A 23,864-nucleotide genomic window follows, 5' to 3' on the forward strand; every position below is an offset into this window, starting at 1 on the left:
CCGGTGAAGGGCTACGGCACTAGGTCGTGCGTCAGCGCGTATTCCGGGGAGACGGCCCAAGCGGCCTCATCCCATCCGGCGATCGGGACACCGTCCTCAGACGGGACATCGAACCCGAAAATCGGGTCTCCCATGACAGAGGTCAGGTAATAGTTGACCTTGACGCCGGCCGGCTTGAGCGGGATGTACCCGCCGATCAGGATCGACAGAAACAGCGCGGACGGGATGACGCCGGCAATGCCAACCGTCATCGTCATGTCCTGCGGGTCTTCGACGAAGACGATCGTGCCGGTATCGGCAAAGATGTAATCGAGCGCGTTCTGAGCGCCGTCGACCGTGCCGTCCCAAGAATTCGCGGCGATCTTGGCACGGAGAAGAAGCCGGTAGGTCTCGTCATCGAGCCGCGTCAGGCCCGTCGTGGAGTCGTACGGACCCTTCCAGACGCCCTGCTCCCAGCCGAGGCCGGCTGTGTCCCACGAGAACCAGACGTTATCGAGCGGCGTGCTGATGTATCGGTTGCGCCCAATCCATTCGCCGTCAACGTCGAGTTGGGCCCCGATCGAGACATCGAGGTCAAACGCCTCAACGATGCTCCGGATCATGTCCTGTTGAGCGACGGAGGCATCCGCGCTGACTTCGATCGTCGCGGTGAACTTCGGCTTCCCGCGATGGTAGGACGTGATCAGTCCGACATAGTCTTCAGACGTCGCCATTACGTCACCACGAGCGTCACATCGGCCGGGTCACAGATCGCGGCTTCGTTGAAGGCCAGGACCAGATCGGCGGTGCCGAGCACGTCGCCATCAAAGGCGATCGTCAGGGCGGTGATGTTGTATTTCGTGCCGTCGGCCGCGCCATTGAGGTTGGCCGGCAGATAGAGGCGGTGCAGGTAGACATCCCCGCCAATGGCGAGCGCCGTGATGTAGTCCGCCACGGCTGCCGCGATTTCGTCGCCGATCCCGGACGTGTAGCCGATCATGGATGTGAGAGCGATGCGAACCTTGACGCGCTTCGCCGTCGGCCGGAAGAACCGGATCGTGTGCGCCAGACCATACCGGTCGACGACAGTTTGCGCCGTCGTCCCATAGGTATAGGCGCCGGGCGTCTTCTTGGCCGCAATGGCATTGGCGATCAGTTGAGCGTCACCGCCTTCAACCACCATCGAAATGGAGTGCGCCGGCACACCATCGCCGTCGGTGACATCCGTGTCGTTCTCATAGGGTGCATAGCGCGTGACGCCCTCGATCGTCGCCACGGCGCCCGTGATGCCCTCCAAGACGGTCAAGGACGGCAATGCGGTCGATACACGCTGCCGGCGCCGCAAATCTGCGTCTTTCTCGACAGGAGCGCCCGGATCGGCCGCTAGAACATTGGTGACGGTCTGCCATCCGCGCGTCGGCGTCGCGATCGTCGTGATGGTGCCAGACGCTGCCGTGATCGCCCCTGCGTCCTCAGCCGTCGCGGTCACAACGATTTCGCCGCCTGGGGGGACCGTTACGGAGGCCGGCAGGAACCAGCGGTTCGTCCCATCAGAGGCGATGCCGGACGTGATGATCGTCCCGGCCTGCCCCACAATGGTCAGGTCGACCATGGAATTGGTCGGGATGGCGCGAGAAATGCCGTTCAACTTGACATTGCTCGATAGGCCGGCGCCCTGCCCCGTGGATGGCGAGAACGAATTGTAGACCGCCGCGGCCATCGTGCAGGCGTCGTAATGACCGAGCGCGAGGATCGCCACCCACTGGCCGTCCTGCGTATCGTTGCCGAGGTCGACGTCGCTGCCGTAGATGGTGCGGAATTCGGTCTGGAAATAGGCCAGAACGCTGTCGTATGACGGCACGTGGATGCCGGTTTCATCGATCGTGCAAACCGGAGCGGCCATCAGAAAGTCCCCGTGACGACGGTTTGCCCATAGACGGTCGTGATGGTGGACGCGACCTTGAATTCCCGCGTTTCGCGGTTCAGGTTGCTGTCATAGGCATCGATTGACACGACGCCCTGGGTGCCAAGAATGCGTGCGCGAATAACCGGGTCGCGCGTGTCGCCGGTATACTTCCCGAGCACCTGCGTCTTCCACGCAGTGCCATCGGTGATGTCGAGAAAGAATTCGCCCTCGAACAGATAGAGTCGCGACATGACGGCATGAGCCGGGGCCTCCGGAACGTCGCGCCAATAGTCGCGCTGCCCATTGCCGAAGAGCATGTCTCCGTTCTCGTCAACCTTGCGATATCTCAAGAGACCGGCCCGCCTGTGTTGTCGCCGCCCGTCGTGACGCCGGTATGCTTGTGGGTCTTGAGGCTGATCCCGTTCAGGACGATGTCGCCCGTGACGTTGATCGTGCCGGTGTAGTTGACGTCCGAAGCCGCCGCGATGTTGATCGCGCCGGGCGTGTTGATGTCCATTTGCCCGTTTGGCTTCAGCGCTATCGACGCCAATCCGTCATCGGAGCGAAGCTGCACCGCGTCCGACGACATGCCCGAAAGCGCTTTTGGATTGCTGCGGAACCCGACCATCACGAATGCATCGGATAGGTCGTGCATCCGGCGCGCGTTCTGCTGTTGCTCCCCACCGGACTGTTGCCAGCTATCTGTGGGACGCGAGGCGATGATCGCCAGCGCTTCATCACCGGCTTTCACCGGGAACGTCAGCGATACGCCGCCGCCGCCTGGGAAGTGCAGCGGGGCATCGGGGAGGACCGGCAGAGATTGCCATTCCTGCGACCCGTCCGGTTTACGCACCGCGACCTTCTGCGTGGGCTGCACGGAGCATGTCTGCTTGCCGTAATCGACGCTGACGATGGTACAGGGGACGGCGGTCCACATGCCGGCCTGGAGCCCCCGGCCGGCTGCGTCTTGCTGCTCTGTCGGGTCGGCGAACCGCTGGCGAAGATCCATTAATGGTCACTCGGGTCAAGCACGATGCCGCGCGAGGCCAAGCCGATCGGGGCAACGCCTTGCCCATCGGCCCGGATGCAGATCACGGTCGTGTAATAGGGGTTGCCTCGGGTATCGCCGGCATGGTCCACGACCAGAACCCGATAGACGCCGTCGTCCGCCGTGCTCGGAATCATCGAATTCGCGACTTCGGCCGTATAAGCCGGGCTCAAAGCGGCCTGTTGAATGCTGGCCTGGTCGATCTTGATGCGCCGCCCCGGCTGAACCATCGGGTTCAAGAGCATCATCACCTCGATCCCGTCGATAGTTTGCGTCGGCAGGCCGATCATCCCGGTTCGGCTGTTAACCACGATCGCGTCACCGGGCGCATAGGACCCGTTCTTGATCATCTGGAACGTACCGTTCTGGATTGACCAGCTCGTATTCGTCGACTGCGCAATGTTGCGGAGGCAGTCCCGCGCCATCCCGAAAAGCACCGTCCCGCGGGGCATTTTTGCCGAGCCGAGGTCCGCGATATAGCCGACCTTCACGCCCATGGCCTTCATCGGTTCCAGACAGGCGTCGACCTGCTGCCGGAAGGTATTGCCGGCCGCCAGTGTCTTGTTGACCACGGCGTAGTTGTGAGCCTTGCCGCCATCGGTCGCGAGGATGGTCAGGTAGGTATCGGTCGGGTTCTCGCGCCCGCTGCGGATCTGCCGGACTTCGCCCTCGAAGATCGTGCCGAAATTCTCGGCATAGCCGGCCTGGAGCGCGACCTTCGTGTATTCCTTCTTCGCCTTCGCGATCGTATTCGGTGACGGATTGGTCACCGTGATCTCTGCCCAATTGGGGGTCTGAAGATCGCCTTGCCTGACTTGGAACCTGATCCGCAACGCGGACAGGTCCATCTCCTCGCTATCATCTCCGACCGTCAGCTTGACGGCGCGAATCCACTGCTGAGCCATCAGTCGACCTGAAAATAGAGATGGCTGGACGTGCCCAAGTTCTCGAAGGTCGGGACCGCGTCCAGATCGGCATCCGTCGCGACGTAGAGCGCTCCGGCGAAACCGAGATAGGCATACTGTTCGAGCAGGTCGTGGCCGGTCACGAGAGGAACGCCAGCAAGAATGCTGTTGCCGTCCGTGTCCGAGATATTCAGGATCCAACTGCCCTCGATCGTGTCGAGATAGGCCAGCCCCAGCCGATATTGCGTTGTCCCGAGCGTGATGGAGAACGTCTGCGGCGTTGCCGAAAGCGGGATTTCATAGGTTGTGGTCACATTAATTCGCTTTCAGAGAACATTTCTCTTGCGTATAAGTTCGCTAATAGCTATAGTTAGCCCATGAAACAGATCGCATTCAGCAAAGACGCCCTGCGGACTCTCCGGAAAATCCCGGCGAACGTCGCCAAGACGATCCGCGCGAAAATCGATCTCTATGCCGCCAACCCCGCCGCGCTCGCCAACAACGTGACTGAGTTGAAAGGTGAGGCCGGCATCCAGCGCCTTCGCGTTGGCGACTGGCGCGTGATCTTCAGTGAGGATGGCTCCGTGATCGCCATCATCCGAATTGCCCCGCGAGGGGAAGCATACGACTAGGCCAAGGAGGGCCGCCCATGTCCTATCAGGTCATCACCACGCCGGCTGGCGAGCGCCTTGCCGTCATCCCAGAGGCCGAATACCTCGCAATGGTTGAAGCCGGCGAAAGCGCGGCCGACGTTGCCGCCGTTCATCGCTTCCGTGCCCGTATGGCGGCTGGTGAGGAAGAGCTTATCCCTGCTGCTGTCGTTGACCGCTTGCTAGCCGGGGAAAGCCCTGTCCGCGTTTGGCGCCAATACCGCAATATGTCGGCTCGCGACCTAGCGTCATCTGCCGGAATAGGCCCCCCCTATCTGTCGGAGATTGAGACAGGAAAGAAAGAAGGCAGCATTGGCGCCATGAAAGCGATTGCTCATGCGCTCGGTGTAGCGATCGATGATCTTGTCTAGGCACCGTTGCCGGCATAGCCATTCGATGGCTTGACCTGCTTCGTCCCGGCCGAAACTGATGTCGTGGTCTTCTGCGGGATCGCCTGAGAGCTTTTCGCGTTGCCGATCGACGCAACCTCGGTCGAGACGATAATCACTTCTCGCATGCCGACGCGGAGCAAGAGGGCACCCGGCGACCGCTCATCCGTCGTGCGCTCCAGAGCGGAGATGAGCATGTTCGGATAGGCGCGATATGGCGTGTAGACCGTAAACGGCTCGCGCATCGCCTGGAGACTAAGCATCTCCTGGTAGACCAGATCGATATAGCCCACATAGCCGGCCGTGCTATTCGACCAGCCGCATTGCATCTCCAGTTCCACCGGCATGGAAAAGGCATGGTCGGAGATGGAGGCGCCCTGCTCGACCGGGTGCTGCGTGACGAACAGGTTGTCGCGAGCCACCTCCTCCACCACAACGTCCGGGATGACCGTGCCGATGATCCGGCGCGGCTTGATCATGATGGCAACGGCGTCGTCGAGGATAGTCATTGAACGGCGCCCTGCACGTTGCTCAGGATGTTGTTGTTGATCCGACCCTGAGCCTTCTCGACCTGCAACCCGGTGATGGTCGGGTCCGAACTGCCGTAGACGTTGATTTCCGTCTTCTGGTGCAGCGTTGCGGACTTGCTCGATGCACTGTTGTTGACAACGCTATCAGGCAGCAAGGGCGCCGACGTATGCGGGGACCAATAGTCGTCGGTGGATGGCTTGTAGTTGTCCGGCCATTTTGTCTTAGGTGGCTCCGGGGCTGGTGCCGGCTTATTGGCGGCTTCACGCGCGCGCTCCCGTTCGAGCGCCGCATTGAAGTTGCCGATCATGGTTCCTTCGCCCTGCCCCTGCTCTATTCCGCCGGGCAGAGATGTCCACGTTCCGCTTAGGACACGGCCGGCATTGGCGATTACATCCTTGTCGCCGCTCTTCAGATCGGTCTCAAGATCGCGGCCCGTCATCTTCTTGTACTGTTTCTGCGCCAGGTACCATGCGGCCTTGTCTTGGCTTTCTGGGCTGAAATCCGGCAATCCGGTCTCGTTCTTGATCTGGTCCCACGTCGATGCGAGAAACTGATAGCGGCCCGCTGCGGTGCTCGTCCTTCCGGCGTTGGGGCCGGAGGTGATGACCTTGGGCTGACGTGGATGGTCGGAAAAGTCGGTGAACTTGCCACCGCCATACATCACGTCATAGCCGGGGGATTCGGTCGCCCCAATCGTATCGAGAAGCGCGCGGCCTTCCGGCGAGATGGATAGGTCCGTCGCGCTGATCGGCTTGCCAGACTTCCCACCGCTCTTGCTGCCGAACCAACCGCCGCTACCACCCATCCATTGAGGCCGGCGCGACCACCAGCTTTCGCCGCCGCCGCCGTTTTGCGGCTGGCTTGAATACCCGTTGTAGTAAAGACCCGTCGCAGGGTCCTGCTTGATATCGCGGGGAATGTCCTTCGTCAGCCATTCGGCCCCGGCCACAAGCGCCATTGCCGCGGCCAACTGGATATTGACCTTCCCGAGGACGCCGAGCATCCCGAGAAGCCACTTCCCGGTCATGTAGAGCAGGACAATCTCAAGAGCTGCCTGAAACCCGTTCTCGCCGATAAGCGACTGCGTCAGGTCGTTGAATCCCTGAAGAAGAGGCTGGAGAGCCCCAACCGCTGGAGGGATAGCCTTTGCGAGAGCAACGAACGCATCCGAGATATTCTTGACCGCCTGAATGATCTCGTCTTTGTGTTTGGCGATCCACAGGCTGAGTTCGTTCATGTAGCCGGTGATCGTCGGCCCGAGGTCGAGCGCGATTTTGTCGATGACCAACCCGATCTGCATTTGCAGGTCGCGGAAGTTCGTCATCAGCTCGTTCGCGGCCTTCGCGGCCTTGTCCGGGTCCACGCCCATCTCGGCGGCGCGCTTGCGGTACTCCTCCTGGTACTTCTTGATCTCTTCCGCGCGGGTGCGGATGACATAGAACGTCTGCTCGTCAAGCCCGAGCGCGGCGGCATACTGTGCCGCGACATAGTAAGGCTTCTTTTCCAAAGCCTTGTTCATGTCGATAAGGATATCGACCGTGTCGCGCAGGTTGCCCGATGCGTCCCGCGTATCGACGCCGAGAGACCGCACGAGGCTTTCGGTTCCGGGGTTGGTCCGCAAAGCGCGGGCAATCCCCTCGATCGCTCCAGTGGCCTGAGATGCCGTGCCGCCGATCTGCGACAGGGCATAGGTCAGCGACTTGATCTGCGTGACGGACGTGTTGGTCCGCTGGGCAGAGAAGTAGAGGTCGTCGAACCCACTGGCGATCTTGACGACGGTTGCCGCGATGGCTGTCGCCGCCGCCGTTAGGCCAGCCGCAACGGCCGCTGCCGTCTTCGCCGCCGCCTCAAGCGACCCTTGGAACCGCTTTTCACTCTGCGCGTCGACCTTGAAGCCGAGCGCGATCAGATATTCGCGGAGGACGTTTTCGTCAGCCATTCGACTTTGTCGCCTCGCGGTATCGGGCTGCGTTTTCGTCCTGAACGTCGAGGGCGTCGTTCATGCGGGCCACGTCGACGAGGTCAATCGATCCGTCGATCAGGCTTTCGTAGCGGCAGAGATTTCGGAGCACCGGCCGCATGATCCAGTCCTCCCCGTCTGGGAGCCTGGCAAAGTCGATTTTCGGCCCTACCGGCCCGCGGTGCTCAAGACTGACGGAAGGGCGCGTGAAAAAGACCCGACGTTCTCGCGGATCACCTGAGCGGCAATGGCGAGCATCGCCGTCATGTCGATATCGTCGAACATGAACACCTTGGCGTCCTTGTTCCACACCGGCGCCCATCCACCGCCGCCGGCCTGCTTGCGGCTCACCACCGAAAGACAACTCTGGACGATGAAGTCGCAGTCATCGGCCGGCATGTCCGAGATGGCCTGCATGAGGGGGAGAAGACTTTCGACCAGTGCGGCCGGCTGCGTTTCGGCCGCCTGACTGGCGACCAGCATAGGGCCGATCGCTTTCATGAACGGCGCCACGGCCGGCGCCAGTTTGCGCGCGACGTGGAACTGCTGGAAGGCGTCCATCTTGCGGGAATTGTACTGAACGCCCGCGACTTCGAATTCAGCCATGGGGACCCTCCACTGGTTCATATCGCAAGGTGATGACTCGGCAAATTGGATGGCTGATGAGCGCGACGCGGCACTTGATGGTCAGATACTCGCCACTTATGGCCATGGCATCCACACCGTGGCGGCCCAAAGCATAATCGACGAATTTGTCGGCGCCCTCATCCACGCGAGCGAATACCAGCCTGACTACGGTTCCCATTAGAGTTCCGGCGTGCCGCTGCCGAGAATGGTATCGATCGCGATGGCATCGAACACCCACTGGTGCGTGTTGCCGTCCTTCGCGTAGGTGAGGTCCGGGACCTTTTTGAAGGCACAGGCCTTGGCGGTCGTTCCGTCGCCGGAAATGTAATTCCGGATCGAGATGAAGTTCTGGCCCCAATTCGCCGAACTGGTCTGCTGGAAATTGTACATCGTCATGAGCTGCTGGTTCCTCGGAGAGGTCTTGAGCAGCGTGATCGTCACCGTTCCATGCCGGCCGGCGTGCAGCGAATGCATGCCGGAACCATCGGCGCCCATAGTGAGGGTGTTCTTGTCTTCGGCGCGGGCGATCGTGATGCCCTCTTCCGCATTGCCGGATCCCGAACCAAGCTCAAATTTCCCTCCGGGCCCCTCGATGGCCGCCTGTACGTCGAGAAAGCTATACGTGCCGCTCATGAGCCTGGCCCTTACCGATTGACGTTGATGGTGATGTCAGACGAATGCACGGCGCCAGCGAGCTTGATTGCGCTCTGGATGGGGACCGACTTGCGCGCCTCACGATCGGCCTGCGACTGAGACGAGACCGGCGGGGCATAGACGTAGTAGCCCTTGGTCAGGGTGTCGCCCTGCGCGAGTTGGCCGAAGCCGGCCGCGTTCCAGACGCCCGGCGCGACGAGGCCATTCGTGACCGCCTGTTCAAGAGCCGCCTCGACCGTGATGACGATCAGGTGGGTTCCCGCGTCGGTCTGCGGGATCTTCGTCGAGCTGGTATAGAGCAGGTTCCAGACATCGGTCTGGATGCGATTTTCCAGCCAGTCGGTGCCGTGCACTTCATCGAAGAAGTAGCCGTTCGACATGACGCCTTCCTGGATGATGGCGGCGCCGTTGTCGTAGTTGACGAAGACGTTGATGTGCTTGGCTTTGAGCGCGGCGGCTTGCGTCTCGGTGATCGTTTCCGCAACGATGCCGGGCTCGGTCTTGAACTTCATCGTCAGGGTCGTGTTGGACCCATCAAAATTCACCGTGGCGGCACGGCCGAAGAAGGATGCGACCGCATAGGCGTCCGACGTGCTGTACTGCACGAATGTCCGCTTGTAGTTGCCGACCTTCAGCAGATAGCCGATATCCGTGGTCGACGAGCCGTCGATGGCCGTGGTGGCTTGCACTGTGATACCGAGCATGCGCTTCTTGGCGCTGGCCTCGATATAGGAGGCCGCCGCCAGAACGTCAGAATTGCTCGGCAGCGTCGCCGCGATCAGCGCCGCGTACCAATCCCCCGAAACATTCGCGAGCGCCTGAAGGGCCGTCACAAGCGTTTCTGCGACGATGCCATCGACGGGCGCCGAGGCAAGGCCGGAGGTCAACTTGAGCTGCGCCGAAATGTCGGTGCCGGAGCCGGCCGCTGTGGCATAGGTCAGGGTCGACGATGCGCCCGTGGTCGGGCTGGTCACCTCGAACCGACCATAGATGGCGTTCCACACCACCGTCGCGCCGGACAGCGCCGTGGTCAGGACAGTCGCGACGCCGTTGAGATTGGTCTGGGCTGAGAAATCGAGCCCGGTGAGCGTCTTCAGCGTGCCGTTGACCGTGATCTTGAGCGATCCGGTGGTGATCGCGGTCCAATTGCTGATGACCTGTTCGGACGCCGTCAGAACGCCGCCCTTGAGCGTGCCGGCCGTCGCCGTGGCGGCCCATTTGCCAATGTAGAGGAGATCGGGCTGGGGGCTCTGGGAGAAGAACCGCAGCGCGGCCTTGTACTCGGGGTCCGTGGTCGAGAAGTCGCCCGAAACGCCGTCGATCGTCGCATAGCTGCGGATGCGCTCGCGCGTATCGATTGCATTGGTCGAGCCCACGACGAGGCCGGCGCCGAAATTGCGGTACGGCGTCGCCAGTGGGGACATGACGATGTCGACATTGACGACATCGCTGACGGAAAGGCCTGCGGTCATGTGGATGGCTCCGTTGCCCAGGATTGCATGTGGCCGGAATCGGCTTCGATGGTACCTTCAGCCGAAAGCAGGTTGAGGACGGGGTAGACCCGATCGACACGACGGCGGAAAACGAGGGGGAGGTCGCAGCGGCGAAGCCACGTTTGATTGACGAGATCGGGAACGGAGATGACCGTCCCGCATTCGATGAACGACATGCCGATATCGACGCCCGCATCGGTCGTTGCGGTTCGGATCATGTCGCGGTTCTGAGGCAGCGCGAGACCGTCGCGGAGTCGGGCGGCATTGGCCGAGGCGGACGGGCCGTAGAACGAAGCCAGTGCCTCGATCGTCTCATGCCGCTGCATATGATCGGCACCATCCCCGCCGGCATCGGATGGGATATGCATGATCGACGCGTTGGCATCGGGTGTGGCGCGGACAATACCTACGGCTGCCCACGTCATATCGGCGGCCGGCTGTTGTGGCGGGATCGGTTGCCAACGCGGACGGACCAAATCGCCGGGCAATCCGGTGATGCCGGCCACGGCGGCTTGCAGCGCCTTCGCCAGATCGAGGTCTTCAGCCGGGGGCGTTCCGGTCGGAACCAGATAGCCGCCCGTGGCGCTCGTGTTGCTCATGTCAGTTGCAGCAGCTCGCAGCCCGCGACGACGAAGCCGGCGCCATAGGACGAATAGTCATTGAGCACCGACACCGTGTAATCGCGGCCCTGCCAAGTCAGCCGATCGGCCTCCGTGGGGCCATCGCTCGCCACGAGACGGGCCGTGGTGTGGACGAGGATCGAACCGCTGACCCTCGCCATATCCGGGAAGCGCTTCAGGACATCGCCGCTGTTCGAAGTAACGACACCGGAAATGGTGCTCACCACCTCGGCTCGAGTCGCGATTCCGTCTGATCCGACCGATTGCGTCGCGCGCGTTAGGGTGAGCGTGTCCGCGAAATCCGGGTCCGCGAGCACATCGGATACGTCCAGCAAGGGCATGCTATTTCTTCCTCACCACATAGGTGATGCTGCGCTGCATCTGGGCCGTGTCGATCAGGGGCTTTTCACCCGATCGGCCGCGTCGCCTGCGATTGGCGAGCGTGGCCGGCGCCAAGGGCGTAAATGGCCCATCGTCGATCTTGCTGCGGATCGAGTTCTGGGCGATGAGCCCGGCCCGGTTCAGCGCGATATCGGCCGCATCCACTTTGCCGAGCAAAGCGTTCTTGGCGCCTGCCTTGAGCCGGCTCGCGATGGCGTCCTTGGCGTTTTCGATTCCGGGGATCATGAACTGCCGGGCTGGGATGTTCGCCTCCGGCGCGCCGTTGTCGTGGATATAGGCGAGGGCCGCATTGTTGATCGGGCCTTCGTCTTCATCGCCGGGCTGGCGTTCGCCCTTGTCGGCCGGGACGCCCACGAGCACCCGGTCCTGCGTCAGGCTCTTGATGGCCTTCATCAGGTCGTCGACGCGATCGACAGTGATCTTGATGGTCACAACTGGAGGCCTCCGGCACCGATCATCCGCGCAAGCTGGATGTAGCGCGTGCCATAGGTCGTGAGGTTCCACGCACCCGCGCCCTCAATTGCAGCGGCGCCGGTGTCATAGGACACGCTGACCTTGTCGACAGCCTTGGAAGCAACAAGGCCGGCCGATGATCCGCCGATGCCGCCGGCCACCGCTGCCTTCTGGTCTCGCGCGCCGAGCGCCAGATTGTGAGCGATGAACAGTTCGGTGCCCAGATCGAGCAATTCAGCCCATCGGTCGATCGACAGGAGCTTGGCCGCCGTGGTCAACCAGAACGCCACCATGGCATCCGGATAGGTCACGATGCTGGCGAACTCTGGGAAGTCAGCTCGGAACGATGAGACGGTGACGGTCATGCGGCGTTCTTCTTGGCCTCGATCTCGGCCATCAGCCGCGCGACACCCCAACGGCCGTCAACCTCGATCCCGAGACCTTCGGCTTCCGCCTTGAGAGCGGTCTTCTCATCGACATCTTCCGGCGTGTCGACATGCGTCGATCCATCATCCTCAACGGCGACGGATGACTCTTCCGGATGAGCGCCGCGGTCAGGCTCGGGCGCGCCCTGAGCTTCATCCGATGGCGCCGGGGCTTGGGGCTCCGGCTCGGCAACTTGTTCCGAAAACAGCTTGACGTACCAGTGCGAGGCGACCTCTTCATCCACCTCAACAACGCCGGCTTCGAACTTCCTGATCGTGCCGCCGAGATTGAGCAGAAACGGCGTCAGGACGGTGATTTGCGACATTCGGGCTCTCCGGCAAAGGGAACGGGACCGGCACGCCTACGCGCCGGCCCTGGGACGGCCTCAGAGGCCGTCGCGATATCCTGCCGTCTCGGGATAGACGAACTCGACGACGCCGAGGCGCCCGAAATAGGTCGTCATCTGATAGAGCGACCGGTATTCGAGCGGCGTGCGCTGCAGCGGGGTCATGGGATAGCGGACGCGCTGCGGGTCCTTGGTGTAGGCCATCATGCGGCTGGTCGTGGTTTCATCGCCCGCCGTGCCACCGGAGCCGTAGCCGTTCAGCCACTTCAGCGGCTGGATATTCAGCTTCTGGCCGTTCGAGGCAGCGAGGTTGTTCTCGCGGAGGTAGTTCAGGATCGAAACGTTACCGGCGTTCGACACCTTGTTGGCGACGATGTAGCTGTAGCGGGCCGGCGGCAGGCGGAGCTCCGTCGGGATCACCGCCCAGGCGGAAGCAGCCCAGACGCTGGACAGAAGCTCGTTCACGTCCTGAAGGATTTCATCCGGGGTCTTGTTCGCCCAGAGCGGCGAGCCGCCGGCGCCATTGGCGACGTTGGTCACGTTCGTGACGGCGGTCGAGTTGACCAGACCGTATTTCGTGAGCGTCGTGTCGCCCACATAGACCATCTCGTCGATGTCCATGTTGTTCTTGAGGCGCATCGCCTCGAACTTCTGCGCATCGACCGGACGGCCGAGCTTCATCGCCGATTCGAGCTCGGGCAAGGTCCACGATACCTCGGTGCCCCAGAGGTACAGAGGATTGGCCGTCTTGCCGATATCGATCGAGACGCCGGAGATTGCGTTGGCGTCCTTGCCGATCCACGACTTGCCGCCGGGATTGATGCCGCCTGCCGCCGCGAACGAGGAGTTCGTGAAGGACGACGTTTCATCGGCGATCGACACATCCTCGCGGAGGTCGATATCGCGGGACCAGGTGACCGACACCAGCGGCATATGGAGGGTCTGGTCCAGACGCTCCAGTTCGCCGATGAGGAAGGCGCCCGTGCTGTCCACGGTGCGACGGTCATAGGTAAGGGCCGCGTCGCGGGTGCGAGCACGGATCAGCGCAGGGCGGGACGGGGTGAGCGCCGTCGACCCTGCGAAGCTGCGGGCATGGAATGACATGAAGGAGGCTCCATCAAGGGACGGGCCCGTCGTGATGACGCGCCACTTGCCTTGCCTAAGGGCGGTTCGAGGCGGGGGAAGGACGGCCGCTTTGGGCCGTCGGATCAGATGTTGTAGGCGATCTCGACAATGCCGCCGGCATCGGCCGGGCCCGTGAAGAACGCGTTGGTGACCGCCACGCCGGTGCCGCCGCCAGCCGGCGACGCGGAGGTGACGATATCACCGACCACGACCGAACCGCCCGCGGTGGTGACCGCATAGACCTGGCCATCCTTGGCGGCGGTGCCGAGCTTTAGCGTCGCCATGATGTAGCCACGACGGAGCACGTCGCAGATACCGGATGTCGGAGGGGTCGATGTTCCAAGACCGTCGGTGCCGTTTCCGGAGGTCGGGAACGGGCGGACGAGAAGGCCCTTGGCGACGGTGCCGGCATCGCCGGAGGCCAACGGCTGGATCTTGCCGGTGACGACCTTCACGAAGGCACCATAGACGGTCGGAGGCGTACCGGAATCGATGACCTCGGGGGTGATCGTCGCGTGTTCGACACGGTTCACGGCGCCGGGCACTCCGGCCGCCATGCGGTAGGTGATTGCATTACCCATGGTTCAGTTTCCTTGGCTGCGGGAGTGCTTCAGGACCGGGCGGCCCAGAAATCGCGATGCGCCTTATTGATGTCGGCGATACTCTTGACCCCGACATTGCTAGCGTCTCGGGTCGCCTTGTCGGCGCCGATCGCCGAGAAGTTGTTCGTGACGCTGGCAACTTCGGACGCCGCGATGAAGGCGGTTTTCGCGGCATCGCACGTCATGGCCTTGATGGCGGCGGCGTCCTTCGCGAACGGCTTCACGAACGCCGAAGCGCGGCTGTCATCGAGCGCCTGGGTCATGGCCCTGCGGCGGAGGGCGCACAGATTGTCGCGCACCTTCTTGGCGTCGGCCTTGGCATCGAAGGTCGGAACGCGCGTGCCGGGCAGAAGGATTTCGATCCGTGCGATGGTATCGGTGAATTCGGAGGCGAGCCCGGCGGCATCGGCGGTCTTGGCCGGCGTGACGTCGCCTTCCTCGAGCACGTCCTCATCCTTGGTCGCGTCGTCGCCTTCCTTCTTCTCCGGGTCTTCATCGGCATTGGTGACTTCGGCTTCGGCCTTCTCAGCCTGGACCAGCTTGCCGACCTGTTCGGCGATGGCGGTGATCGCGGCCTCGATCTTTCCAAAACGGGCTTCGATCGGGTCTGCCGGCTCACCCTCGTCCGCGGCCTTCTCGGCTTCGACAGCCTTGGTTTCGCCGCCGTTGAGATGAACATGCACATGCGTTGCGCCATTGGCCTCTTCGCCGGCGGGGACGCCTTCCTTCAGCGCCTCCTCCAACTCTTCTTCGGCCACGTCGCGTGCCTTGAACGCGGCCCGGATGCGGTCCGCGAAGCTCTTCTTCGCCGTCATGGATTTGTCTCCTATGGAGCATCTGGGACCGCACCGGCCGTTCTCGACCAGGGCGACATGATTGCCGATGATGTTGTGCTGGCGCCCTCGGCCGGGGGCGATCTGCTCATAATCGGCGTCATAGCCGCACGAGACTTCAACCTTGCCGTCGAGGACGATCTGGATCGCGTTCTCGTCCTTGATGAAGAGGTCCGCCACGAGACAATCGGACCAGATCCCATCGCCGCGCCGTGGATTGTGGATTTCGCCCTTGGCGAGCTGTGACCAGTTAGCCGGGGTCACATCCTCGTCAGGATGATCGTCGGTCACCGGCTTGCCGGCGAAAGATGCGATCGTCTTCGGGTCGAACACATCGCTCTCAGAGCGCTCGATCCGGATAATGCCGTCCGTACCCGGCTCGATCGGGATTTCTCCCGGCCCGTAAGCCATGATGCCGGTGCGCGCGATCGGGACGGACTCGCAGACCAGGAACCCCTCCGGCGTGCGATATCTGGTGAGGCCGATCTTTTCCTCCGGCAGGAACCACATGGCGGTTCTTCCGGGTCAGGCCGACAGAACGCGGTACCATTTGCCCGCGACCGGGCAGATGTAGACGGCCGACTTGCCCGCTGCCTGGGCAACGCCCGTGGCGGTGGCGACGTCATTGATCGTGTCGGTTCCGGCACCGAAGACCTGCATCGAGTTCGATGCGGCGCCGTTGATGACGAACACGACCATGCCGGCGACGCTTGCGGGCAGTTTCACGGAGTCCGCCGCCGTCGCGACGGTCGAGATGCGGTTGACGCCCTTGGCCAGTTGCAGCGCATTGGTCTGGCCGCCGCCCGCATAGGCCGTGAGCGCGTCGGCTGCAGACTGGACCTCGAATCCGCCGATGGCGAGATTCGCGGTGGCCGTGAGCAGGCCGGTAACGGTGGCCATGCCGCCGACTGTCGCGCCGCCCGTGACGGCAAGGGAGGCGAAATCGCCAACCGCAGCGGAGGCCTTGCCCTTGCGGACGTATGCGGGAAGAACCATGGTGCATCCTCCAATGGATGAGCAGAGCCGCCGCGCCCATGTCGAGCACGCCGTATGATGTTGACGATTTGCTGGAAGAACTGCGGGATATGGCGGCCTCAGCCGCCTCATTCATGAACGAGGGCAATAGGCCGCTCGGGAAGGTGATCGCCGTCCCCACCTGCGTTCCCGAGGAAACGACAGAATGGGAGGCAGCCGAAGTCATCGTGCACTACCGGGATGCGCTCAAACGCATTGCAGCCGGTGAAGATCCTGCGTCAGGCATTGCCGAATCCGCGCTCGATTTCGAGCCGCCGGCATCGCGCCTTATCAACGGGCAGCAGTTCTAGGGTCTTCTCTCTCAATCGCCCAAGGCGACACCCTGGGGTCGGCTATGAACTACCTGACGACTTCCCCGCCCGAAAGAACCGGGCCATTGAAGACGACGGTGATACCCGTACCGCCATCGTCAAGGTCAACGGCGACCAACGTCGCCTTGAGAAGAATGAGTGCCACGGCGGCGGCGGCCTTGGTCGAGCGTCCATGCGTGATAGACTGGTGAGCAGCCATTAGTTCGATCCTCATATGATCGGCTTCGGTTAGGGCCGAGATTGAGGTTGCACCCTCATCTCGGCTCGTTTATTTTTATGCTCATAAATTCGATGCACGTCAATTGATGAGCACAAAAATTCCGAAGGTCGGTCGCCCTCCTATCGATTCCGAGCTTGTCAGATCACGCCTTCAACGGCTTGACTTAGATGGCATTGACGCTTTTGCGGCGTCCGAGACCGATAAACCTTCCCGATCCGAGGCCATCCGTCGAATCATCCGGGACTGGCTTGTCGGGCATGGGTATCTGCCCCCGCCCGAAGACTAGACTTCCGGTTGAGGCGATGCGATCGTGCCGGCTTCCTCTGGAAGAGCACCATGATCGTCGCCATACTGGTTTTGATCCTTTTCGCGATCCTGTTCCCAGGCTTCCTGCGCGGCGTCTTTGTCGTGCTGGCCTTGATCGTCTTGTTCGCGGTCGGATCCACCCATCATGCCGCGGCAAGCGAATTGCCAATTGTCGATGTCGACCGCGCATGCAGTTGGCGGTTCGATGACAACCGCTACGCGTACAATCGATGCATCAGCATTGAGCAGGCAACCTACAACATGCTCGTCGGCCTATGGCCGAACCTATCGGGCGAAATACGTGCCCAGGCGTCTGGAATGATCGGGAGGCTCATGGATGAGCACAACCCGTATGTGTACCAGAACACCTACGATCTCGTGCTGATGCTCATAGATCAGCAAGCGATTAAGGACCAACTGACAGCGCCAAAGCGCCAGTTCCAGCCCTAATCCTCCGGCACCACCACCTCAGGCCAGCACCTGCAGTTCCAGATCGCGCCCGGCAATGCGTGATAGCCGGGGTCGCATTCCGGCGGATCATCCCATCGGAACGCCTTGCCGTTCAGGGCCCGGTGCGTCGGCCGGACATCGCTATCCCCCGCCGTCCGCCAGATGAAATGTGTCGACCCAACATGCTCCGCTCGAGCCTTGGTCAGTTCGGTCGTCGTGCGGCTCACCTCGGTTCGAGCAATCGTATTTGCCCGGCCCTGCGTCACCTCTCCGGTGCGCATGATCTCCGCAGCGATCTCAGAGGCTCGCGTGCCTTTGGTGATGCCTTCCAGAGTGATCTGGCGCACCCTATCAGCGGCTTCCGTGGGCAGGCTGGTGATGAGCCTCGTCTGTTCGTTCAGCGCCTTCCGCATTGCCTGCCCTGTCGGGGCGTTCGCGATCTCCTGTCGCAACCTAGAGCCCATCTCCTTCGAAATGCTGTTCCACGCTTGCAGGTCGCGCGCCGCGACTTCCGCCACCATGGCGCTGCCGGCAGCTTCGGCCCATCCTGAGATGACGCCGGCATACCGCCGCAACGCTTCCTCGATCAGCGGCGCCGATGACAGGTCCTCGACATCGAACCCACTGACGATATCTCCGACGTGCCGTGCCACCTTGCGAAGCTGCTTCGCATAGTTGGTCTCAGCCTTCCGAGCCCGGATCCAGACTGATTTCGCCCCTGCCCGATCCGCCGTCAGCACCGAGGTCAGCGACAATTGCGGCAAGGTCAGGCAGTTCTCGCACATCGCCGCCCTCGCTAGGCTCTGGCGGGTCGTCATCCGCCGCCTGGATTTCCTCGTCCGTTATGTTCGTCCAGACACCGGTCACATCGGCGGACTGCCGTAGCTCGCGCATGGCCGTCTCGCGGTCGACGATCCCGGCTTCGTAAGCCTGCGCGACGGCGCCGGTGACGCCAACGGCAATCGTGGCCTTTTCTGTATCCGACATCAGCCAGAGCGAATTGAATACGAAACTGTAGCTCGACGGCGGGTTCCCACCGATCGACGACCGCCAGGCGAGATCGAGGATTTTCGAAACACCGCCGCGAAGCTTGGACTTTTGCTGCGCTGCGATGCCATCGTAATAATTGCGGATGTCGCTTTCGCCGGTGGCGTTCAGCCCGGCCGGCGATTGTCCGAACAGCCTAACGAGCGGGATCTGCAAGGCGCCGGACAATTGCTGTGCGAACTGCAGCAGCACGTCTGACAGGCCCGAGAATGTGTAGTTGTGCGCCTCGAACGTGTCCTTCGCGTCGATCAGGGTTAGGCCCTCATTCGACTGCATCAGGCGGATCATTTCGAACTGCTTGATCAGAGCGGCTTCCGGCGCGCCGCCTGCCGCGAGGATTTCACGAAGTCCATCGACGGATACTGTCCGCAGGTGCGCTTTGTAGACCAGTTGCGCGACGCCGGTCGACGTGCTGTCGAACGCGACCATCCGGTCGTAGAGCCGTTCGAGGACCGAAATCCCCCAGCCGTTCTCTGAAATCCGCTGCCAGTATGGTAGTTCGACGCCATCCAGACGGATGACGCGGCTGTAGTGGATCTTCTTTCCGCGATATGCCGGCGCGTTCGCCGTGACGGTGTAGAATGCTGGGCGGCCAAGATCGGGTCCGAGTTCCTTGACCTCCTCAGCCAATTCCGGGGTGACCATCCATCGATCGAGGACGAGGAGGCCCTTGAACTGACCACGCTTGATCGTATCGAACCTGAGTGGAGTTCCCACGTCCTGCCCATCGATAAGTAAGACCGCCAGCGCACCGCCGTAGAGACGCGACCACTTGATGGTTTCCGAGAGCCTTTCCCAGATACCGAGATCGACAAACGCCTCATTGACCTTGCCGAGGTCATCCGGGGCGCCGTCCGACACGATGTCGATGCCAGCCCGCGTCATGTCCTCCGCGACGCAATCGACGGCCTGGCCAACGAGCCACGAGCCCCGGTACATGAACTCCAACAGCACGCGGTTGCGCGTGATCGGGTTGAAGCCATAGTTCGCACTGGACGAGACATTCTCCGCCCCGATGCCGAGGCGCGCTGCGAAATTCTGGAACGAATCTGCCGTCTGGTGCTGGGCGGCCTGGACCCGATAGCGAGGCTTCTTGGTCATGATGCCTCGTCAGTCGACTACGATGCAGCCAGGACGGCGATCTTTTGCCCTGCGTAGAGGATAAGATCGATCGACGTTCCCGCCGCCAAATAGCGCTTTGCATCCGTTGCAGATGTGGCCGTGGTGGCGGACGCGTCCGGCGTCGACCCCTTCGCGACGAACGCGGCTGCATCCACGGTCACGCGGACCGAATTCTTGCCGGCGCCACCAGTCACGGTGCCGACCACCTGCGACGCGCTCAACGTCAGCACCTCGGTAGCGGCGCACTTTCCATAGACAGAGCTGCCCGCCCCACTCGAAAAGCCTGTCGGGGCGGGAAGGGCCACGACGCCGTACTCGACATATGCGCTAGCCATCGGCGAAGGCCTTTATCCATGTTTCCGGGTTGTGAGCGTTTGGGTCCAGAAGCCGCCCGAAAGCGCCCGAGCTCGCGTCGACTTGGTCTTTGAACGACCCTCCTGGGAACAAGCAGATCTCGTCCAGATAAGGGTCATTCCATTCGGCACGCACGAGGTAGACATTTCCCGCCTCGCACTGCGACGAGAACGGTTCGGCTCTGGTCACCTTGTCGCCCGTCTCCGGGTCCGCGCGAACGACGAAGCCTTCGAGCATCGCCACCAGATCGGCCTTTTGGACCTTGCCCGCTTGCCCCGGGTCCTGAGGAAGGCTGATGCGGACGTCGCGGCCGTCGGTTTCTGCCGTGGCGCGGATGATCTTACGAACTTCGTGCCCTTCGGACTGTGTCGTGATGACATGGCCGACGATGATCCTGCCGTCCGGCGCCTTGCCGATCTTGACGCCGGCCGTTCTTGCCGATGTCTTCTTGGCCGTCGCAGCCAGATCCCAATGGCGCCACCAGCGCGTGCCGACTGGCGCCACCTGAATGATCTTGCCGTCGAACCAGGCGCGTTTGAACAAGCCACCTTCGCGAGGCGTCGGGCGCTGCTGATATTGGCCGGAATAGGCAACGGAGCCCTTGACGACCTTCAGCTTCTCGACTGCATCGCGACTGAACCGCTCGGGCAGAAGAAGCTCGCCATCCTGCGTCCTCGGATCGATGAAGCCGATTGAAGTCGCCTTCCGCGGCGCCTCGAATTCCATGGGCAGGCAGAGGTGCTCGTAGGGAAGCCCCAACCTCTGGATTGTTCCGGAGACGTCATCAGCATGCAGGCGCTGCATGATGATCACAATGGCCGACCGGTCGAGATCATTGAGGCGATCGGAGATCGATTCCCGGAAGATGCGGATCGTGTTGGCCCGTTCGATCGCGCTTTCGGCCGTTTCCGTCGAATGCGGGTCGTCGATGATGACGCGGTCACCACGGCCGCCCGTCATGGATGCGAACGGGCGCCCTTCCCGGCCGCCAGACTTCGTATTCTCGAATTTGCCTTTTGCGTTCTGGTCCGGCGACAGCGCGACTTCCGGCCACAGCGTTCGGTACCACTCGCTTTCGACCAGCCTGCGCATCTTCGTGTTGTCGCGCATCACGTTGTCCTGGCTGTAGGACGATGCGAGATAGCGCATATGCGGAAGGCCGGCCGCGCCCCATTCCCACGCCGGCCAGAACACCGACGTCAACAGCGATTTCATCAGGCCCGGCGGGCAGTTCGTCAGGAGGCGCGTGATCTCCCCGCGCGTGACCGCCTCGAGATGATCTGCCATTGCATCCAGAGCCCAACCCCAGACCAGGTGGGCCTTGGGCTCCAGCACATGCCACGCCTCATGAACGAACCCGGCCAGCGTCTGGCAACGCGCCCGGATCTTTTCGATATCGCGAGCAAGGCGCTCGCGCTCGGCCTCAGCCTCCCGCTTCCGCCTCTCCGCTCGGATCGCCGTCATCATCGCCGCCGGATCCACCGGCAATCTTGCCGAAGAGGGCTTCCAGCGCGTCGAGCTGTTCATTCGAGACCTTCGAGAGGTCGATTTCGACCGGGATGGCGCCTCCGCCTGGGCCGGAGATGCGCTTGTTCTCGACGCCGAAGCCGAACAGTTTTGCCTTGCCCATGGTGGCAGATACGGCCGCAGCCGCCTGCTTTTCTGCGATGGCGATCAATCTGGCTTCTTCGAGTTCCTTCGCGAGGGAATCGATGGTGACTTCCATCCGCTTCGCGGCCACGGCCTGCAACTCGGCAACCCGTTCGGCCACGTCTGGGAGCCCGGCAAGGCGGCTGCCGGCTGCGCGGCTGCGCTTGTAGCCTGCCTGCTCCTGCGCGTCGCAGATCGAGGCGCCCGTGGCGAGCGCCCGGGCAAACGCCTCACGGCGTGCGTTTGGGAGGACGGACATCGACACGCTTCTTGAAGGCGATGACGCGCGTCACGGCCTGGTTGAGGGTGGCGCCGGCCTTCGAGGCGGCGGCCTTGATGGCCTTACGGCGACGGCTGCAGGCGATGCAGGTCATGCTGGTCACCAGATCTTGGAGAGGCTTCGACGCGGGCCGGCGATCCCATCCACCAGCGTTGCCATGACCACTGCTCGGGTCCTCACCGGCGCAAACCCCGGCTGTGTTGGGCGAGACTGACGTGGGCGCACCGCGCCGAACTGCCAGTGGGCCGGACTTTTACCGGCCGGGACGCCGTTACCGAGCGCTACGTCGCGAACGTCCCCGCATCATCCTGATGCCCAAGGGCCTCTGTAGCCCTATCGGGCTTTTTGGTTGCGGGAGGTGGCTTCGATCCACCGGCCTTCAGGGTATGAACCTGACGAGCTACCTGGCTGCTCTATCCCGCAGAATTTTGGTCGAGTTTTTGATGACGGGGAGCGACGAAGCTCTCCCCTGATGGGCCGGCGTATTGCCATCCAAGCGTTCGCTTGGGTCCGCACTGGCGCCCCGATGTCGTCTGGCGCCAGATATGGGACGTGTTCGCGGGCGATGTCAAGATGCAGATCGCAACGCCTCCAACTGGTTATCGGCAAACTCAACGGGCGTTGCACGACCGAATATCTCAATCGCGACCTTGATCAGGCCCTGCCCGACGACATCCTCGACGAGCCCGCTGAAGCCGGCGAAGGGTCCGTCTTTCGCCCGGACCGGTGTGCCGACGGCGAAACGGTGCCGCGCAAGGTGGCGTTTGGCGCGGCCGCTCTCCGCGTCGGTCACGATGTCGTCGCGATCGAACCGGCCCGCCGCTTGTGCATCCTGCATCTTCTCGACATAGCCATTCGGGCAGGTCAGCACCCATCCGTCCATTTGCAGCGGTTTGCCGATGCCGTCGCAGGCCCTGAGCCGAAGCCAATCCATGCCACCGCGCGGTTCGGCGACGAAGACATAGCCCGTGAACAGGATGCGTTTCCGCTCCACGATCTTGCGCGACCGGGGATTGCGAAAGCGATGCTTCATCCGCGGCACATAGCTCGTGAAGCCGGCCTCGGCCATGGAAAGCTCAACCACCGTTTCGTGCTCGGATGGTTCCCCACCGCGCAACGGCGCCTTTCTGGTGGCCCCGAACCCAAGCGCGCAGACGAACCAGCGCCCTGCGGGATTTGTCGTCTGTGCTGACATTTTCGGCCCTATCGCTGACATTTGTTGATCTAAACCCGCTCGTTTTTTGGCTGCCCGTATCCAAATTCGATAAGGATATCGGCCGGGACCTGGCATCCTGCTGATCCGGGCCGCTCTCCCCAGTCGGCGAGCCATAGGCCGGAGCGCTTGAACTCGAGGATCTTGTTCCGCCACGCCTGGTCGGCCGGGATCTTCGAGGACGGCGGCGGCCGTCCGATTGCGTCGTTCTTCGCCTTCGCTTCCTCGACCATTCGAACGTAGTAGAGCCAAGTTCGGCCACGCTTTCCCCGCGCTTCGGCTGAACGCAGAACCGGCAAAATGTCGGTTTCTAGCGACCACCCTTTGTCGAGCAGGGTCCTGATCGGCGATAGATCGAGCAAGCTTGGCGATGCGTCGTCGACGAGGCCGGCAGCCTGCCGACATCGCGCTTCGATCCCATCGAGCTCCTGCTTGCCGCGCGGCGCGGATGCTGAGCGCAGCGAAGCATCTTCTTTCTGGATTCTGGACTCTGGCTTCTGGGTATTAGGTGGATGCGTAGGTACCCTATTAGGTGACCTATTAGGTCCGTCTTTTTTTTCTGTGGTTTCAGTGACTTGCGACCAGCGCTTATTGACCGCGTTGGTGCCCTTCTGAGCCTTGGAAAAGTCCTTGATCATGCGGCGAGAGGTTATGATGCCCTTGCGTGTCACGCTCAGAACTCCGGCTTGTCGAAGCTCCGCTAAGTGCTCGCGGAGTTCGTCCACCGATGTTCCTGTCATGCGCGCTAATGCGTCATCTCCAGGTATCTCGCCGTTGAGCAGGAGGTGCCCATACGGCTCTGCCTCGTGCATGATGCAGAGGCATTCCATCCAAAGACCGCGGGCGCCAATGGAGACGGCACGAAGTGCCTGATCCCCGCGCCAGTCTCTCGGGTAGAATTTCATCCAGGGGGAGCCGCTCATGCCG

35 protein-coding genes and 1 tRNA gene are annotated in these 23,864 nt (G+C 62.2%); 5 read left to right on the plus strand and 31 right to left on the minus strand.

What is annotated here, in order from left to right; genetic code table 11:
- Positions 1–11 precede the first annotated feature (11 nt).
- From QO014_RS11590 to QO014_RS11615, 6 genes are read right to left on the minus strand one after another with little or no spacing between them, the layout of a single operon-like run.
- A complete protein-coding gene (locus tag QO014_RS11590) occupies positions 12–713 on the minus strand; it encodes a DUF2612 domain-containing protein (protein ID WP_266348869.1) in 702 nt (233 codons plus the stop codon).
- Positions 713–1,882, minus strand: coding sequence for a baseplate J/gp47 family protein (locus tag QO014_RS11595; RefSeq protein ID WP_266348870.1), 1,170 nt, complete (start codon positions 1,880–1,882; stop codon positions 713–715). Before QO014_RS11595 ends, QO014_RS11590 begins: the two co-directional genes overlap by 1 nt.
- On the minus strand, positions 1,882–2,235 hold the full coding sequence (locus QO014_RS11600) for a contractile injection system sheath initiator (RefSeq protein ID WP_503128677.1): 354 nt from the start codon (positions 2,233–2,235) through the stop codon (positions 1,882–1,884). The genes QO014_RS11595 and QO014_RS11600 overlap by 1 nt, the downstream gene beginning before the upstream one ends.
- Complete coding sequence (locus QO014_RS11605) at positions 2,232–2,894, minus strand: Gp138 family membrane-puncturing spike protein (RefSeq protein ID WP_266348872.1); 663 nt, start codon at positions 2,892–2,894, stop codon at positions 2,232–2,234. Before QO014_RS11605 ends, QO014_RS11600 begins: the two co-directional genes overlap by 4 nt.
- Entirely contained in the window at positions 2,894–3,838 is a 945-nt protein-coding gene (locus QO014_RS11610; protein ID WP_407660752.1) for a phage protein, read from the minus strand. The genes QO014_RS11605 and QO014_RS11610 overlap by 1 nt, the downstream gene beginning before the upstream one ends.
- Entirely contained in the window at positions 3,838–4,152 is a 315-nt protein-coding gene (locus QO014_RS11615) for a phage baseplate plug family protein (RefSeq protein ID WP_266348874.1), read from the minus strand. The genes QO014_RS11610 and QO014_RS11615 overlap by 1 nt, the downstream gene beginning before the upstream one ends.
- A gap of 63 nt (positions 4,153–4,215) precedes the next feature.
- Between QO014_RS11615 and QO014_RS11620 the strand changes: the two genes are divergently transcribed.
- Both QO014_RS11620 and QO014_RS11625 read left to right on the plus strand, forming a co-directional pair.
- On the plus strand, positions 4,216–4,470 hold the full coding sequence (locus QO014_RS11620; RefSeq protein WP_266348875.1) for a type II toxin-antitoxin system RelE family toxin: 255 nt from the start codon (positions 4,216–4,218) through the stop codon (positions 4,468–4,470).
- A gap of 17 nt (positions 4,471–4,487) precedes the next feature.
- Complete coding sequence (locus QO014_RS11625; RefSeq protein ID WP_266348876.1) at positions 4,488–4,859, plus strand: helix-turn-helix domain-containing protein; 372 nt, start codon at positions 4,488–4,490, stop codon at positions 4,857–4,859.
- Here the strand turns inward: QO014_RS11625 and QO014_RS11630 are convergent.
- From QO014_RS11630 to QO014_RS11645, 4 genes are read right to left on the minus strand one after another with little or no spacing between them, the layout of a single operon-like run.
- Entirely contained in the window at positions 4,856–5,356 is a 501-nt protein-coding gene (locus QO014_RS11630; RefSeq protein WP_266348877.1) for a phage baseplate protein, read from the minus strand. The two genes, QO014_RS11625 and QO014_RS11630, sit on opposite strands and share 4 nt — an antisense overlap.
- Before the next feature lie 26 nt (positions 5,357–5,382).
- Complete coding sequence (locus QO014_RS11635; protein WP_266348878.1) at positions 5,383–7,347, minus strand: phage tail tape measure protein; 1,965 nt, start codon at positions 7,345–7,347, stop codon at positions 5,383–5,385.
- Entirely contained in the window at positions 7,340–7,489 is a 150-nt protein-coding gene (locus QO014_RS11640) for a DUF6889 family protein (protein ID WP_266348879.1), read from the minus strand. The genes QO014_RS11635 and QO014_RS11640 overlap by 8 nt, the downstream gene beginning before the upstream one ends.
- 47 nt (positions 7,490–7,536) lie before the next feature.
- On the minus strand, positions 7,537–7,974 hold the full coding sequence (locus QO014_RS11645) for a phage tail assembly chaperone (RefSeq protein WP_266348880.1): 438 nt from the start codon (positions 7,972–7,974) through the stop codon (positions 7,537–7,539).
- 49 nt (positions 7,975–8,023) lie between these two features.
- Between QO014_RS11645 and QO014_RS11650 the strand changes: the two genes are divergently transcribed.
- Positions 8,024–8,176: a hypothetical protein gene (locus QO014_RS11650; RefSeq protein ID WP_266348881.1), complete on the plus strand. Its 153-nt coding sequence runs from the start codon at positions 8,024–8,026 to the stop codon at positions 8,174–8,176.
- Here the strand turns inward: QO014_RS11650 and QO014_RS11655 are convergent.
- The 11 genes from QO014_RS11655 to QO014_RS11705 form a co-directional block, all read right to left on the minus strand.
- Entirely contained in the window at positions 8,173–8,628 is a 456-nt protein-coding gene (locus QO014_RS11655; protein WP_266348882.1) for a phage structural protein, read from the minus strand. The genes QO014_RS11650 and QO014_RS11655 overlap by 4 nt on opposite strands.
- Before the next feature lie 11 nt (positions 8,629–8,639).
- Positions 8,640–10,121 carry a DUF3383 domain-containing protein gene (locus QO014_RS11660; RefSeq protein ID WP_266348883.1) on the minus strand — a complete coding sequence of 494 codons (1,482 nt, stop codon included), beginning with the start codon at positions 10,119–10,121 and terminating at the stop codon, positions 8,640–8,642.
- On the minus strand, positions 10,118–10,741 hold the full coding sequence (locus tag QO014_RS11665) for a phage neck terminator protein (protein WP_442358274.1): 624 nt from the start codon (positions 10,739–10,741) through the stop codon (positions 10,118–10,120). The genes QO014_RS11660 and QO014_RS11665 overlap by 4 nt, the downstream gene beginning before the upstream one ends.
- Positions 10,738–11,103, minus strand: coding sequence for a hypothetical protein (locus QO014_RS11670; protein WP_266348885.1), 366 nt, complete (start codon positions 11,101–11,103; stop codon positions 10,738–10,740). The genes QO014_RS11665 and QO014_RS11670 overlap by 4 nt, the downstream gene beginning before the upstream one ends.
- Before the next feature lies 1 nt (position 11,104).
- Positions 11,105–11,596, minus strand: a complete 492-nt coding sequence (locus tag QO014_RS11675; protein WP_266348886.1) for a hypothetical protein — start codon at positions 11,594–11,596, stop codon at positions 11,105–11,107.
- A complete protein-coding gene (locus QO014_RS11680) occupies positions 11,593–11,982 on the minus strand; it encodes a DUF4054 domain-containing protein (protein ID WP_266348887.1) in 390 nt (129 codons plus the stop codon). Before QO014_RS11680 ends, QO014_RS11675 begins: the two co-directional genes overlap by 4 nt.
- Positions 11,979–12,368: an STY1053 family phage-associated protein gene (locus QO014_RS11685; RefSeq protein ID WP_266348888.1), complete on the minus strand. Its 390-nt coding sequence runs from the start codon at positions 12,366–12,368 to the stop codon at positions 11,979–11,981. Before QO014_RS11685 ends, QO014_RS11680 begins: the two co-directional genes overlap by 4 nt.
- 60 nt (positions 12,369–12,428) lie before the next feature.
- Complete coding sequence (locus QO014_RS11690; RefSeq protein ID WP_266348889.1) at positions 12,429–13,493, minus strand: DUF2184 domain-containing protein; 1,065 nt, start codon at positions 13,491–13,493, stop codon at positions 12,429–12,431.
- A gap of 104 nt (positions 13,494–13,597) precedes the next feature.
- Positions 13,598–14,095 (minus strand): structural cement protein Gp24, encoded by a 498-nt coding sequence (locus tag QO014_RS11695; protein WP_266348890.1) that lies wholly within the window; start codon positions 14,093–14,095, stop codon positions 13,598–13,600.
- Between the two features lie 29 nt (positions 14,096–14,124).
- A complete protein-coding gene (locus QO014_RS11700) occupies positions 14,125–15,459 on the minus strand; it encodes a DUF2213 domain-containing protein (protein ID WP_266348891.1) in 1,335 nt (444 codons plus the stop codon).
- Between the two features lie 15 nt (positions 15,460–15,474).
- Positions 15,475–15,945 (minus strand): hypothetical protein, encoded by a 471-nt coding sequence (locus QO014_RS11705; RefSeq protein WP_266348892.1) that lies wholly within the window; start codon positions 15,943–15,945, stop codon positions 15,475–15,477.
- A 38-nt stretch (positions 15,946–15,983) separates the two neighbouring features.
- Between QO014_RS11705 and QO014_RS11710 the strand changes: the two genes are divergently transcribed.
- Positions 15,984–16,274, plus strand: a complete 291-nt coding sequence (locus tag QO014_RS11710; RefSeq protein ID WP_266348893.1) for a hypothetical protein — start codon at positions 15,984–15,986, stop codon at positions 16,272–16,274.
- Positions 16,275–16,323: 49 nt separating this feature from the next.
- On the opposite strand, the gene QO014_RS11715 is transcribed toward QO014_RS11710, so the two are convergent.
- Complete coding sequence (locus tag QO014_RS11715) at positions 16,324–16,494, minus strand: hypothetical protein (protein ID WP_266348894.1); 171 nt, start codon at positions 16,492–16,494, stop codon at positions 16,324–16,326.
- 357 nt (positions 16,495–16,851) lie between these two features.
- On the opposite strand from QO014_RS11715, the gene QO014_RS11720 reads away from it, so the two are divergent.
- Positions 16,852–17,271 (plus strand): hypothetical protein, encoded by a 420-nt coding sequence (locus QO014_RS11720; RefSeq protein ID WP_266348895.1) that lies wholly within the window; start codon positions 16,852–16,854, stop codon positions 17,269–17,271.
- On the opposite strand, the gene QO014_RS11725 is transcribed toward QO014_RS11720, so the two are convergent.
- The 9 genes from QO014_RS11725 to QO014_RS11765 all read right to left on the minus strand — a co-directional run bounded on the left by QO014_RS11725 (position 17,268) and on the right by QO014_RS11765 (position 23,860).
- Positions 17,268–18,056, minus strand: coding sequence for a phage head morphogenesis protein (locus QO014_RS11725; protein ID WP_370877126.1), 789 nt, complete (start codon positions 18,054–18,056; stop codon positions 17,268–17,270). The genes QO014_RS11720 and QO014_RS11725 overlap by 4 nt on opposite strands.
- Complete coding sequence (locus QO014_RS11730; protein ID WP_370877127.1) at positions 17,953–19,419, minus strand: DUF1073 domain-containing protein; 1,467 nt, start codon at positions 19,417–19,419, stop codon at positions 17,953–17,955. The genes QO014_RS11725 and QO014_RS11730 overlap by 104 nt, the downstream gene beginning before the upstream one ends.
- Positions 19,420–19,436: 17 nt before the next feature.
- Positions 19,437–19,661, minus strand: a complete 225-nt coding sequence (locus QO014_RS11735; RefSeq protein ID WP_266348897.1) for a hypothetical protein — start codon at positions 19,659–19,661, stop codon at positions 19,437–19,439.
- Positions 19,662–19,767: 106 nt separating this feature from the next.
- Positions 19,768–21,261: a phage terminase large subunit gene (terL, locus tag QO014_RS11740; RefSeq protein WP_266348898.1), complete on the minus strand. Its 1,494-nt coding sequence runs from the start codon at positions 21,259–21,261 to the stop codon at positions 19,768–19,770.
- Positions 21,218–21,703 carry a hypothetical protein gene (locus QO014_RS11745; protein ID WP_266348899.1) on the minus strand — a complete coding sequence of 162 codons (486 nt, stop codon included), beginning with the start codon at positions 21,701–21,703 and terminating at the stop codon, positions 21,218–21,220. The genes terL and QO014_RS11745 overlap by 44 nt, the downstream gene beginning before the upstream one ends.
- Positions 21,675–21,827 (minus strand): hypothetical protein, encoded by a 153-nt coding sequence (locus tag QO014_RS11750; RefSeq protein ID WP_266348900.1) that lies wholly within the window; start codon positions 21,825–21,827, stop codon positions 21,675–21,677. Before QO014_RS11750 ends, QO014_RS11745 begins: the two co-directional genes overlap by 29 nt.
- A 243-nt stretch (positions 21,828–22,070) precedes the next feature.
- Positions 22,071–22,147: transfer RNA gene (locus tag QO014_RS11755), tRNA-Met, on the minus strand.
- A gap of 145 nt (positions 22,148–22,292) precedes the next feature.
- A complete protein-coding gene (gene nusG / locus QO014_RS11760; RefSeq protein WP_266348901.1) occupies positions 22,293–22,919 on the minus strand; it encodes a transcription termination/antitermination protein NusG in 627 nt (208 codons plus the stop codon).
- Between the two features lie 29 nt (positions 22,920–22,948).
- Positions 22,949–23,860 (minus strand): hypothetical protein, encoded by a 912-nt coding sequence (locus QO014_RS11765; RefSeq protein WP_266348902.1) that lies wholly within the window; start codon positions 23,858–23,860, stop codon positions 22,949–22,951.
- Positions 23,861–23,864 lie beyond the last annotated feature (4 nt).

The organism is Kaistia dalseonensis, from assembly GCF_030814715.1.
Taxonomy (GTDB): domain Bacteria; phylum Pseudomonadota; class Alphaproteobacteria; order Rhizobiales; family Kaistiaceae; genus Kaistia; species Kaistia dalseonensis.